Raw genomic sequence first — 12,512 nt, 5'->3', positions numbered from 1 at the left:
TACCTGCGCTACGGCGGCAAGGGCCCGGCGCTGATCCTGATTCCCGGCATCACCAGCCCGGCGATTACCTGGGGTTTTGTAGCGGAACGCCTGGGCCTGCATTTCGACACCTATGTGCTGGACGTGCGCGGTCGCGGCCTGTCATCCACCGGCCCGGAACTGGACTACAGCGCCGATACCTGCGCCGATGACATTGGCGCCTTTGCCGACGCCCTGAAGCTCGACAGTTATCACCTGGTAGGCCACTCCATGGGCGCGCGATTTGCCGTGCGCAGTGCGGTGCGCCATCCGCAAGGCGTCAACCGCGTGGTGTTGATCGACCCGCCGGTGTCTGGCCCAGGTCGCCGCGAATACCCGAGCAAATTGCCGTGGTACGTCGACTCGATCCGCCAATCATTGGTGGGCATGGATACGGAGGCGATGCGCGCTTTCTGCGCCACCTGGACCGATGAGCAACTGCAACTGCGCGCCGAATGGCTGCATACCTGCTACGAGCCGGCCATCGTTCGCGCCTTCAATGACTTCCATACCGTCGACTTCCATCAGGACCTGCCGCGCCTGGAGGCACCTGCCCTGTTAATTGTGGCCGGACGCGGCGGTGTAATTCAGCCCGAAGATGTCGAGGAAGTCCGGCAGTTACAGCCAACCCTGCAGGTCGCCCATGTCCCGAATGCAGGGCACATGATCCCTTGGGACGACCTTGAAGGCTTTTTCGCCGCCGTCGGCGACTTCCTCGGCCAGCCCCTGACTGCATAACGGAGACCACCATGCTCAAGCCTTACCGCATCGGCCAGATCGTGCCGAGTTCCAACACCACCATGGAAACCGAGATCCCGGCGATGCTCAACGCACGCCAGGCGATCCGCCCGGAGCGTTTCACCTTTCACTCCAGCCGCATGCGCATGAAGCAAGTGCGCAAGGAAGAGCTGGCAGCAATGGACGGCGAGTCCGACCGTTGCGCCATCGAACTGTCCGACGCCAAGGTCGACGTACTGGGTTACGCCTGCCTGGTGGCGATCATGGCCATGGGGTTGGGGTACCACCGCAACTCCGAGCAGCGCCTGCGCAAGGCCACCGCCGACAACGACGCCAACGCCCCGGTGATCACCAGTGCCGGCGCCTTGATCGAAGGCCTGAAAGTAATGGGCGCCAAGCGCATCGCCATCGTCGCACCGTACATGAAACCGCTGACCGAACTGGTAGTGAACTACATCCGCGAAGAAGGCTTTGACGTGGTGGACTGGCGTGCCCTGGAAATCCCCGACAACCTCGAAGTGGCCCGCCACGACCCGGCCAACCTGCCGGCCATCGTCGCCGGGATGAACCTTGAAGGCGTCGACGTGATCGTTCTGTCGGCCTGCGTGCAAATGCAGTCGCTGCCGGTGGTCGCCAAAGTCGAAGCCCAAACCGGCCTGCCGGTACTGACTGCCGCCATTGCCACCACCTACGCCATGCTCAAGGCCCTGGACCTGGAACCCATCGTGCCCGGCGCCGGCGCCCTGCTCTCCGGCGCCTACTAAGCACGCTTTTGTGGCGAGGGAGCTTGCTCCCGCCGGGGTGCGAAGCACCCCCAAAAACTGGGCCTGCTCCGCAGTCCAACGGGAGCAAGCTCCCTCGCCACAGGGTATGTGCATTGGCCATGATCGAGGACTGAAAGATGACCGAACAATCCGCCGACGCCAACTATCAGGGCGTCTGGGGTAACCGAATCGGCTTCGGCAAAAAATCCGCGCTGCTGATGATCGACTTCATGCAGGGCTACACCACCGAAGGCGCGCCGCTGTTTGCCCCCGAAGTGCAAATCGCCGTCGCCGAAAGCGTCGAACTGCTGGCCTGCGCCAGGCAACACGGGATTACCGTGGTGCACACCAATATCCGCTACCATCCCGGCCATTTCGCCGACGGTGGTATTTGGGTAAAAAAGGCCCCGGTGATGAAAGACATGGTCGAAGGCAACCCCATGGCAGCCTTCTGCCCCGAGGTCTTGCCCCTGGCCAATGAAGTGGTGATCACCAAACAATACGCCAGCGCGTTTTTTGGCAGCAGCCTGGCCCCGATGCTGCACGCCCAAGGCATCGACACCGTGGTGCTGGCCGGCTGTTCCACCAGCGGCTGCATCCGGGCCACCGCCGTAGATGCGGTGCAACATGGCTTTCGTACCATCGTCGTGCGCGAATGCGTCGGCGACCGCCACCCGGCGCCCCATGCCGCAAACTTGTTTGATATCGACAGCAAGTACGGCGACGTGGTCAGCAAACAGGAGGCAATGAGCAAGTTCAAGGAGCAATAACGCTTCACCAGGAACCGCGCCAAAGAGCGTGGTCCGGAAAAAACTGAGCGCCCACTTTGGAATGCAATCGAATGTGGGAGCGGGCTTGCTCGCGAAAGCGGTGTATCAGGTGTCACCTATGTAACTGACACATCGCTTTCGCGAGCAAGCCCGCTCCCACACTTGAGCATCTCCAGCAGAGCCACCTCAGTCTTCTGTCACTGCCTTTGGAAGTCGCTCTCACAGCACTCCGAAGTGCTGAAAAAAAGCGGCTGTATAAAAACCATAAGTCACCGCCAGGAGACACCCCAATGCCCATTGCGAATGCAGCGCCCGCGACTACCGTCGCCGACCCGGTCCACACGCTCTACCAAAAAATCACCTGGAAGCTGATTCCGTTCCTGTGTTTCTGCTACCTCGCCGCCTACCTGGACCGCATCAATATCGGCTTCGCCAAACTGCAAATGCTCGACCAACTGCACTTCAGCGAAACCGCGTTCGGCCTAGGCGCCGGTCTGTTTTTTGTCGGCTATATCCTCTTCGAAGTACCCAGCAACCTGATCCTGGAAAGGGTCGGCGCGAAGATCTGGATCGCCCGCATCATGATCACCTGGGGCCTGCTCTCGGCGTGCACCATGCTGGTCACCTCCACCACCCAGTTCTACATCCTGCGGTTCCTGCTGGGCGCGGCCGAGGCCGGGTTCCTGCCGGGAGTCCTGTATTACCTGACCACCTGGTTTCCCACCCACCGCCGGGGCCGCATCATTGCCCTATTCATGATCGGCCTGCCGCTCTCCAGCGTGATCGGCGGCCCATTGTCCGGCTGGATCATGGGCCACTTCGACAACATGGGCGGCCTGCGCGGCTGGCAGTGGTTGTTCCTGATCGAAGCGGTGCCCAGCGTGCTGCTGGGTATCTGGACGTTCTGGGCGCTGCCCAACTCCTACCAACAAGCCAAATGGCTGTCGCCGGAAGAAAAGACCCTGCTGGAAAGCGAACTGCGCAAGGACGACGCCGACGGTGCCGACAGCAAGCACAGCTTCCGCGACGGTTTCTTCAACCTCAAGGTGTGGATGCTCGGCGGTATCGACTTCTCGATCCTGCTCAGCGCCTATGCCATGGGCTTCTGGATGCCGACGTTCATCCGCAACGCCGGCATCACCGACACCTTCCACATCGGCATCCTCACCGCCCTGCCAAGCGTGGCCGCACTGCTGGGCATGCTGCTGATCGGCGCCAGCTCCGACAAACACCGCGAGCGCCGCTGGCACATCATCGTGCCGTTTTTCATCGGTGCAGCAGCAATGGCAACCAGTACTTTCTTCACCCATAACGTGGTCGCCACCGTGGCCCTGTTTGCGATTGCCTCGGCGGCGATCATTGGTGCGGTGCCGGTGTTTTTCAGCCTGCCGGCGACCTTTCTCAAAGGCACCGCAGCGGCCACCGGTTTTGCCCTGGCCTGTTCGCTGGCGAACATCGCAGGCCTGGTGAGTAACTCATTGATGGGGGTTGCGATTGACGTCACAGGCAGCAGTGCCGGAGCCTTGTGGTTTTTCGCCGGCTGCCTGATTCTCAGCAGCTTCCTGGTCATCGCCTTGCCGGCGAAACTGGTGAACCGTTAATAACAACAATTTCCTGGTCAGGTGGCCAACCGTCAACATCTTCCGCTGACCGCGCCGGAACTTGAGGGGCTGTGGTTTAATTGCGCGCTTTTGCCCAGCCCTTCAAGGAATCCATTGTTGATGAATCAGCCCGCCACCAAAGTCCTGGTCATTGGCTACGTCTGGCCAGAGCCCCGATCTTCGGCGGCCGGCGGGCACATGATGCAGATTCTGGAGAGTTTCCTGGCCCAAGGTTGGGACATAACCTTCAGCAGCCCGGCCGTCACCGGCGAACACAAGGCCGACTTGCCCGCCCTGGGCATTCGCGAATGTGCGATCGAGCTGAATAACAGCAGTTTCGACGAGTTTATCCAGCAGTTGGCACCCGATATCGTGCTGTTCGACCGTTTCATGATGGAAGAACAGTTCGGCTGGCGCGTGGAAAAGTCCTGCCCGCAGGCCCTGCGCGTCCTGGAGACGTGCGACCTGCAAAGCCTGCGGGATGCCCGTCAGCAGCGCCTCAAGGATTTCCTTAAAGCTCAACCCGACGCCGACGACTTCAGCCCTTTGTTCAGCCCGGACCTGGCGACCGAATTCGCTTACATGGCCGACACCGACGTGGCCAAACGCGAGATAGCGGCGATTTACCGCTGCGACATCAGCCTGATGATCTCCGACGTGGAAAGCCGCTTGCTGACCGAACACTTCAAGGTGCCGGCTGCCCTGCTCCACGGGTGCCCGCTGATGCTGACACCGCCCACCGAAGCCTTCGTGCCGTTTGAAGACCGTGCGCACTTCCTCAGTATCGGGAATTTCCGCCATGCGCCGAACTGGGATGCCGTGCTATGGATGAAGAACAGCGTCTGGCCGCTGATTCGCCAGCAACTGCCCGGTGCTCAACTGCATGTTTATGGCGCCTACACGCCGCCCAAGGCTACCGCCCTGCACAACCCGGCCCAGGGCTTTCATGTGATGAACTGGGCCGAGGACGCGTTGCAGGTAATGACCGCCGCGCGTATCTGCCTGGCGCCGCTGCGGTTTGGCGCAGGCATCAAGGGCAAGCTGGCCGATGCGATGCTCTGTGGCACACCGAGCGTCACCACACCGGTGGGCGCCGAAGCCATGGGTGAACCGTGGCCCGGTGTGGTCGAAAACAGCGCCAGCACCCTGGCCAAGGCTGCCGCCGCCCTGTATCAGGACCGCGAACGTTGGGTTCAGGCCCAGGAAGCGGGCCGCGAGTTACTGGTGCGCCGCTATGCACAGGACGTACACGGCCCGGCGCTGGTGCAACGCCTGGAGCAGTGCCGCAACGAACTGACCGAGCACCGCCGCAACAATTTCACCGGCAGCATGCTGCGCCACCACCTGCACAAAAGTACCCAGTACATGGCGCAGTGGATCGAGGCGAAAAACCGCAGCCTATAAACACCGACGCTGGCGAGGTGGCGCGCAAGGGGGCATTATCCTTTTCGCAACCACAATAAAGCGACTGCAGCATGACCCGAGCAGCGAGAATCACCGACCCGTCCTACGAGCTGATGGACGATCACAACGGTCTGTCCATCATCTATCGCCAACACGGCTTCCCGTGCCCGTTGGTGCGCTGGCATTTCCACAAGGAATACGAGCTGCACCTGATCGTCGCCAGCTCCGGCAAGGTGTTTATCGGCGACTACATCGGCAACTTCTACCCGGAAAGCCTGTTCCTCACCGGCCCCAACTTGCCCCACAACTGGATCAGCCAGGTGGCCGAGGACGAAGTGGTGCCCAAGCGCGACATGCTGGTGAACTTCACCGACGAGCTGCTCGATGGCGGCAGCCATATCTTTGCCGAACTCAAGACCCTGACGCCGTTGCTGGAGCGGGCGCAATACGGCATCGAATTTCGCTGCAAAAAGACCATCGCCCAGGCCATGACCCTGATGCAGCGCATCGAGGACGCCCAGGGCATGGCGCGCCTGGGGCACTTCTTCATCCTGATGGAAGTGCTCAGTGCCTGCGAGGACTACCAACTGCTCTCAGGCGTGACCACCCCACAACTGGCGGACGAACACAGCATCGACCGCACCAACCGGGCGGTGGACTACATCTTTGCCCACTACGCGCGGGAATTGTCCCTGGAAGAAGTAGCTGAATACCTCGGCATGAAGCCCACCTACTTCTCCCGCGTGTTTAAACAAGCCACGGGCCGCACCTTCATCGAATTTGTCAATCGCCTGCGCATCAGCAAATCCTGCGAGCTGCTGGCCGATGGCGACAAAGCCGTGACCGACGTGTGCTTCGAGTCGGGCTTCAACAACATCTCCAACTTCAACCGCCGGTTCCAGCAGCTCAAGGGCATGACCCCTTCCCACTACCGCCGCCTGGCGGTACAGCGCCTGACCGAACAAAACCTTGCTTAAAAACGCGCGCTCCTGTGGGAACCCGCTTGTGTGGGAGCGGGCTTGCTCGCGAATGCAGTGTGTCAGCCGGCGCAAATGTCGGCTGATTCACCGCCTTCGCGAGCAAGCCCCCACATTTGCATCGCGTTCACGCAGGAAGCCGATCGCACCCAGCGAATCGTTTCAGCGCTTTTCAGACCGAGTGCAAAAAAGTATCAGTAGCAGTGCTCCCAAGGATTTGTCAGCACGCCAATTGAAGGCTGTAATCAACGCACACTCTTCCAGCTCTCGTGGAAGACACAACAACAATAACTGTCCTTCTGTAGCCCCTGGGCGCAGAAATGGAGTGCGCGATGAAGTTCACAGCTAAAGCTCTGCTTGCCTGTACCTGTATGACCCTCAGTGCCGTCAGTCTTGGCGCGCAAACCCTGACCATTGCCACCGTCAACAACAGCGACATGATTCGCATGCAAAAGCTCTCGAAAACCTTCGAGACCGAGCATCCGGAGATCAAGCTGAACTGGGTGGTACTCGAAGAAAACGTCCTGCGCCAACGCCTCACCACCGACATCGCCACCCAAGGCGGACAGTTCGACGTGCTGACCATCGGCATGTACGAAGCTGCACTCTGGGGCGCCAAAGGCTGGCTGGAACCGATGAAGGACCTGCCTGCTTCCTACGACCTGGACGACGTTTTCCCGTCCGTACGTGACGGCCTTTCCGTCAAGGGCTCGCTGTACGCCCTGCCGTTCTACGCCGAAAGCTCCATCACCTACTACCGCACCGACCTGTTCAAGGACGCCGGGCTGACCATGCCTGAGCACCCAACCTGGACGCAGATCGGCGAGTTCGCCGCCAAACTCACCAACAAAGACAAAGAGCAGTATGGCCTGTGCCTGCGCGGCAAAGCCGGCTGGGGCGAGAACATGGCGCTGATCACCACCCTGGCCAACGGTTACGGTGCGCGCTGGTTCGATGAGAAGTGGCAGCCTGAATTCAACGGGCCCGAGTGGAAAGACGCGCTGAATTTCTACGTCGACAACATGAAAAAATCCGGCCCGCCGGGCGCTTCCAGCAACGGTTTCAACGAAAACCTGGCGCTGTTCAACAGCGGCAAGTGCGCGATCTGGGTCGACGCCAGCGTCGCCGGCTCGTTTGTCACCGACAAGACCCAAAGCAAAGTGGCTGACCACGTCGGCTTCACCTTTGCACCGCACGAGAAAACCGAGAAAGGTACTTCGTGGCTGTACTCCTGGTCCCTGGGTATTCCGGCCAGTTCCAAAGCCAAGGACGCCGCCAAGGTCTTCACCACCTGGGCCACTTCCAAGGAATACAGCCAGTTGGTCGCCAAGACCGACGGCATTGCCAACGTACCGCCAGGTACCCGCAAGTCGACCTACAGCGACGAATACATGAAGGCTGCACCGTTTGCCAAGGTGACGCTGGAATCGCTGAAAGTCGCCGACCCGAAAGACCCGTCGGCCAAGCCGGTGCCATATGTAGGCATCCAGTTGGTGACCATTCCTGAATTCCAGGCGATTGGTACCCAGGTCGGCAAGTTCTTCTCCAGCGCACTGACCGGTGGCTCGACGGTAGACAAAGCCCTGGCGGATTCGCAGACCTTCACCGAACGCGAAATGAAGCGGGCCGGTTATCCCAAATAACCCCCACTACCTGTAGGAGCGAGCTTGCTCGCGAAAAAGGTACATCCGACGCCGCAATGCGCCTGGAATACCTTCGCGAGCAAGCCCGCTCCCACAGGGGCTTTGCGTACCTGCCTCTAATCGGTCCTGATCACCATGAATACCACCACTGCCCAAGTGCAAACCGCTACGCCGGACAAGCCGCGTAAAAGCCGCCTGATCAACCCCGGCTGGTTCCTCGTCAGCCCCTCGGTGGCTTTGTTGCTGCTGTGGATGATCGTGCCGCTGGGCATGACCCTGTACTTCTCGCTGATTCGCTACAACCTGCTCTACCCCGGCGAAAACCAATTCGTGGGGCTGGAGAACTTCACCTACTTCATCACCGACTCGGGCTTCCTGCCCGGCGCCACCAACACCCTGTTGCTGGTGGGCAGCGTGCTGCTGATCAGCGTGGTGTTTGGCGTACTGATCAGCGCCCTGCTGGAAGCCAGCGAGTTCTTCGGTCGCGGCCTGGTGCGGGTGTTGCTGATTTCACCGTTCTTCATCATGCCCACCGTCGGTGCGCTGATCTGGAAGAACCTGATTTTCCACCCGGTGTCGGGAATTCTCGCCTACGTGTGGAAGCTGTTCGGCGCCCAGCCCGTGGACTGGCTCGCCCATTACCCGTTGCTGTCGATCATTATCATCGTGTCCTGGCAATGGCTGCCCTTCGCGATCCTGCTGCTGATGACCGCCATGCAGTCCCTCGACCAGGAACAAAAGGAAGCCGCCCGCCTGGACGGTGCCGGCGCCATCGCGATCTTCTGGCACCTGACCCTGCCGCACCTGGCGCGCCCGATTGCCGTGGTGGTGATGATCGAAACGATCTTCCTGCTCTCGGTGTTCGCTGAAATCTTCACCACCACCAACGGTGGCCCCGGCTACGCGTCGACCAACCTCGCCTACCTGATCTACAACCAGGCGCTGGTGCAGTTCGATGTGGGCATGGCCTCGGCCGGCGGCTTGATTGCCGTGGTCATCGCCAATATCGCGGCGATCATCCTGGTGCGGATGATCGGCAAAAACCTGACTGACAAGCCTTGAGGGCCGCGCCATGACGCTTCAACAATCCCGCCGCCTGCAAAGCGTGCTGCTCGGCACCCTGGCCTGGGCCATCGCGATCCTGATTTTCTTCCCGATCTTCTGGATGGTGCTGACCAGCTTCAAGACCGAAATCGACGCGTTCGCCACCCCGCCGCAGTTCATCTTCACGCCGACGCTGGAGAACTACCTGCACATCAACGAGCGCAGCAACTACTTCAGCTACGCCTGGAACTCGGTGCTGATTTCCTTCAGCGCCACCGCCTTGTGCCTGTTGATCTCGGTACCGGCCGCCTACTCCATGGCGTTCTACGAGACCAAGCGCACCAAGGGCACGTTGCTGTGGATGCTCTCCACCAAGATGCTGCCGCCGGTGGGCGTGCTGATGCCGATCTACCTGCTGGCCAAGACCTTTGGCCTGCTGGACACGCGCATCGCGTTGATCATCATCTACACGCTGATCAACCTGCCGATCGTGGTCTGGATGGTTTACACCTACTTCAAGGACATCCCCAAGGACATCCTCGAAGCCGCTCGCCTGGACGGCGCCACCCTGTGGCAGGAAATGGTCCGGGTGCTGCTGCCGATCGCCAAGGGTGGCCTGGCTTCCACAGTGTTGCTGTCGCTGATCCTGTGCTGGAACGAAGCGTTCTGGTCGCTGAACCTGACCTCGTCCAACGCCGCGCCGCTGACCGCGTTGATCGCCTCCTACTCCAGCCCCGAAGGCTTGTTCTGGGCCAAATTGTCTGCCGTGTCGACCCTGGCCTGTGCGCCGATCCTGATCTTTGGCTGGATCAGCCAGAAACAGCTGGTCCGCGGTTTGTCCTTCGGCGCCGTGAAGTAACGGCTCCTTCAAAAATATTTAGAAGCGGAGGCCCATCATGGCCAACCTGAAAATCAAGAATCTGCAAAAAGGCTTCGAAGGTTTCTCCATCATCAAGGGCATCGACCTTGAAGTGAACGACAAGGAATTCGTGGTGTTCGTCGGCCCGTCGGGCTGCGGTAAATCCACCCTGCTGCGCTTGATTGCGGGCCTGGAAGAAGTCAGCGAAGGCACCATCGAACTGGATGGCCGCGACATCACCGAAGTCACCCCGGCCAAGCGCGACCTGGCGATGGTGTTCCAGACCTACGCCCTGTACCCGCACATGAGCGTGCGCAAAAATATGTCGTTTGCCCTGGACCTGGCCGGCGTCGACAAGAAGATTGTCGAGAGCAAGGTCAACGAAGCAGCGCGCATCCTGGAGCTGGGCCCTTTGCTTGAGCGCAAGCCCAAGCAGTTGTCTGGCGGCCAGCGTCAGCGTGTAGCGATCGGCCGCGCGATTGTGCGCAACCCGAAGATTTTCCTCTTCGATGAACCGCTGTCCAACCTCGATGCCGCCCTGCGCGTGCAAATGCGCCTGGAGCTGTCGCGCCTGCATAAAGAACTGCAAGCCACCATGATCTACGTGACCCACGACCAGGTCGAAGCCATGACCCTGGCCGACAAGGTGGTGGTGCTCAACAGCGGCCGTGTGGAACAGGTGGGCTCGCCGCTGGAGCTGTATCACCAGCCGGCCAACCTGTTTGTCGCAGGCTTTTTGGGCACGCCGAAAATGGGCTTCCTCAAAGGCAAGGTTACCCGTGTTGACGCACAGAGCTGCGAAGTCGAACTGGACGCCGGCGGCCGTATCGCTCTGCCCCTGAGCAGCGCGACCTTGAGCCTTGGCAGCGCGGTGACCCTGGGCATTCGTCCGGAGCATCTGGAAATCGCCTCGCCGGGGCAAGCCACCCTGACCGTCACCGCCGACGTCGGCGAACGCCTGGGCAGCGACACCTTCTGCCACGTCATCACCGCCAGCAAAGAGCCGTTGACCCTGCGTATCCGGGGCGACATGGCCAGCCAATATGGCGAAACCCTGCAGTTGCACCTGGACCCGACCCAATGCCATCTGTTCGACGCTGACGGTGTTGCCGTGGCCCGTCCGCTGCGCGCCGCCGCCTGATTTCGCGAGAATTTCCTGATGAAACTGAACAAGCAAAACCTCACGCAACTGGCCCCTGAAGTGCAACTGCCCACCTATGCGGTTGCCAACACCAGCCAGGGCATCGCGCACATCGGCGTCGGCGGATTCCACCGCGCCCACCAGGCGTATTACACCGATGCCTTGATGAACACCGGCGTGGGCCTGGACTGGAGCATTTGCGGCGTTGGCCTGCGCGGTGAAGACCGCAAGGCCCGGGACGACCTGGCCGGCCAGGACTACCTGTTTACCCTGTATGAACTGGGTGATACCAACGACACCGAAGTGCGCGTTATCGGCTCCATCAGCGACATGCTGCTGGCCGAAGACGGTGCCCAGGCGCTGATCGACAAGCTGGCCAGCCCACAGATTCGCATCGTCTCGCTGACCATCACCGAAGGCGGCTACTGCATCGACGACAGCAACGGCGAGTTCATGGCCAACCTGCCGCAGATCCAGCATGACCTGGCCAACCCGGGCTCGCCGAAAACCGTATTCGGCTTTATCTGCGCCGCGTTGACCCAGCGCCGTGCCGCCGGGGTTGCGGCATTTACTGTGATGTCCTGCGATAACCTGCCTCACAACGGCGCCGTGACCCGCAAGGCCCTGCTGGCCTTCGCCGCACTGCATAACCCTGACCTGCAGGAGTGGATCAAGGCCAATGTGAGCTTCCCGAATGCCATGGTCGACCGCATCACGCCGATGACCAGCACCGCGCATCGCCTGCAACTGCACGACGAGCACGGCATCGACGACGCCTGGCCGGTGGTGTGCGAGCCGTTTGTGCAGTGGGTGCTGGAAGACAAATTCGTCAATGGTCGCCCGGCGTGGGAGACGGTGGGCGTGCAGTTCACCGATGACGTGACGCCGTACGAAGAAATGAAGATCGGCTTGCTCAACGGCAGCCACCTGGCGCTGACGTACCTGGGTTTTCTGAAGGGTTATCGCTTCGTCCACGAGACCATGAACGACCCGTTGTTCGTGGCCTATATGCGCGCCTACATGGACCTGGACGTCACGCCAAACCTGGCGCCGGTACCGGGTATCGACCTGACCGAGTACAAGCAGACCCTGGTGGACCGCTTCTCCAACCAGGCGATTGCCGATCAGTTGGAGCGCGTATGCTCCGATGGCTCGTCGAAATTCCCCAAGTTCACCGTACCGACCATCAACCGGCTGATTGCCGATGGGCGCGAGACCGAGCGTGCGGCGCTGGTGGTTGCGGCGTGGGCCCTGTACCTGAAAGGCGTGGATGAGAATGGCGTGATCTTCCGGATTCCGGACCCCCGTGCGCAGTTTTGCCAGGGGCTGGTAACTGAGGATGCGTTAATCAGCAAACGGCTACTGGGCGTGGAAGAGATTTTTGGTACGGCTATTCCCAACTCACCCGAGTTTGTGGCAGCGTTTGAGCGGTGTTTCGAGAGCCTGCGCGACCACGGCGTAACCAAGACTCTGGAACAACTGCTAGCCAATATCCACTGACGGAACCCAATCAAAATGTGGGAGCGGGCTTGCTCGCGAAAGCGGTCGATCAG

Annotated in this window: 11 protein-coding genes; all 11 read left to right on the top strand. The window is 60.6% G+C overall.

The genetic code is table 11. From position 1 onward, the window contains the following. The coding region (locus tag CEC48_RS14045; protein ID WP_088424309.1) for an alpha/beta fold hydrolase at positions 1 to 756 on the top strand (756 nt) is incomplete at its 5' end. Between the two features lie 11 nt (positions 757 to 767). Continuing rightward, positions 768 to 1,520, top strand: coding sequence for an Asp/Glu racemase (locus CEC48_RS14040; protein WP_088424308.1), 753 nt, complete (start codon positions 768 to 770; stop codon positions 1,518 to 1,520). A 137-nt stretch (positions 1,521 to 1,657) separates the two neighbouring features. After that, complete coding sequence (locus tag CEC48_RS14035; protein ID WP_088424307.1) at positions 1,658 to 2,290, top strand: N-carbamoylsarcosine amidohydrolase; 633 nt, start codon at positions 1,658 to 1,660, stop codon at positions 2,288 to 2,290. A 290-nt stretch (positions 2,291 to 2,580) separates the two neighbouring features. Then, entirely contained in the window at positions 2,581 to 3,891 is a 1,311-nt protein-coding gene (locus tag CEC48_RS14030) for an MFS transporter (protein WP_088424306.1), read from the top strand. 120 nt (positions 3,892 to 4,011) lie between these two features. Continuing rightward, positions 4,012 to 5,295, top strand: coding sequence for a glycosyltransferase (locus CEC48_RS14025; RefSeq protein WP_088424305.1), 1,284 nt, complete (start codon positions 4,012 to 4,014; stop codon positions 5,293 to 5,295). A 71-nt stretch (positions 5,296 to 5,366) separates the two neighbouring features. After that, entirely contained in the window at positions 5,367 to 6,272 is a 906-nt protein-coding gene (locus CEC48_RS14020; protein ID WP_088424304.1) for an AraC family transcriptional regulator, read from the top strand. Positions 6,273 to 6,604: 332 nt separating this feature from the next. After that, positions 6,605 to 7,915, top strand: coding sequence for a sugar ABC transporter substrate-binding protein (locus CEC48_RS14015; RefSeq protein WP_088424303.1), 1,311 nt, complete (start codon positions 6,605 to 6,607; stop codon positions 7,913 to 7,915). A 135-nt stretch (positions 7,916 to 8,050) separates the two neighbouring features. Continuing rightward, positions 8,051 to 8,977 carry a carbohydrate ABC transporter permease gene (locus tag CEC48_RS14010; protein ID WP_003215314.1) on the top strand — a complete coding sequence of 309 codons (927 nt, stop codon included), beginning with the start codon at positions 8,051 to 8,053 and terminating at the stop codon, positions 8,975 to 8,977. Between the two features lie 10 nt (positions 8,978 to 8,987). Next, entirely contained in the window at positions 8,988 to 9,818 is an 831-nt protein-coding gene (locus CEC48_RS14005) for a carbohydrate ABC transporter permease (RefSeq protein ID WP_088424302.1), read from the top strand. 37 nt (positions 9,819 to 9,855) lie between these two features. Continuing rightward, entirely contained in the window at positions 9,856 to 10,959 is a 1,104-nt protein-coding gene (locus CEC48_RS14000) for an ABC transporter ATP-binding protein (RefSeq protein ID WP_088424301.1), read from the top strand. Between the two features lie 18 nt (positions 10,960 to 10,977). Continuing rightward, on the top strand, positions 10,978 to 12,459 hold the full coding sequence (locus CEC48_RS13995; RefSeq protein ID WP_088424300.1) for a mannitol dehydrogenase family protein: 1,482 nt from the start codon (positions 10,978 to 10,980) through the stop codon (positions 12,457 to 12,459). The last annotated feature ends 53 nt before the right edge of the window (positions 12,460 to 12,512 follow it).

The organism is Pseudomonas sp. K2I15, assembly GCF_002204795.1.
In the GTDB taxonomy this organism is placed as follows: domain Bacteria; phylum Pseudomonadota; class Gammaproteobacteria; order Pseudomonadales; family Pseudomonadaceae; genus Aquipseudomonas.
The sequence above is the reverse complement of the archived record's forward strand: the minus strand, read 5'-3'. Positions and strand labels throughout refer to the sequence as shown.

Bases quoted from the DNA above. Each gene is read 5' to 3' on its own strand.
- CEC48_RS14040 (WP_088424308.1), top strand. From the start codon at position 768: ATGCTCAAGCCTTACCGCATCGGCCAGATCGTGCCGAGTTCCAACACC.
- CEC48_RS14015 (WP_088424303.1), top strand. From the start codon at position 6,605: ATGAAGTTCACAGCTAAAGCTCTGCTTGCCTGTACCTGTATGACCCTC.
- CEC48_RS14025 (WP_088424305.1), top strand. From the start codon at position 4,012: ATGAATCAGCCCGCCACCAAAGTCCTGGTCATTGGCTACGTCTGGCCA.
- CEC48_RS14010 (WP_003215314.1), top strand. From the start codon at position 8,051: ATGAATACCACCACTGCCCAAGTGCAAACCGCTACGCCGGACAAGCCG.
- CEC48_RS14035 (WP_088424307.1), top strand. From the start codon at position 1,658: ATGACCGAACAATCCGCCGACGCCAACTATCAGGGCGTCTGGGGTAAC.
- CEC48_RS14000 (WP_088424301.1), top strand. From the start codon at position 9,856: ATGGCCAACCTGAAAATCAAGAATCTGCAAAAAGGCTTCGAAGGTTTC.
- CEC48_RS14020 (WP_088424304.1), top strand. From the start codon at position 5,367: ATGACCCGAGCAGCGAGAATCACCGACCCGTCCTACGAGCTGATGGAC.
- CEC48_RS13995 (WP_088424300.1), top strand. From the start codon at position 10,978: ATGAAACTGAACAAGCAAAACCTCACGCAACTGGCCCCTGAAGTGCAA.
- CEC48_RS14005 (WP_088424302.1), top strand. From the start codon at position 8,988: ATGACGCTTCAACAATCCCGCCGCCTGCAAAGCGTGCTGCTCGGCACC.
- CEC48_RS14030 (WP_088424306.1), top strand. From the start codon at position 2,581: ATGCCCATTGCGAATGCAGCGCCCGCGACTACCGTCGCCGACCCGGTC.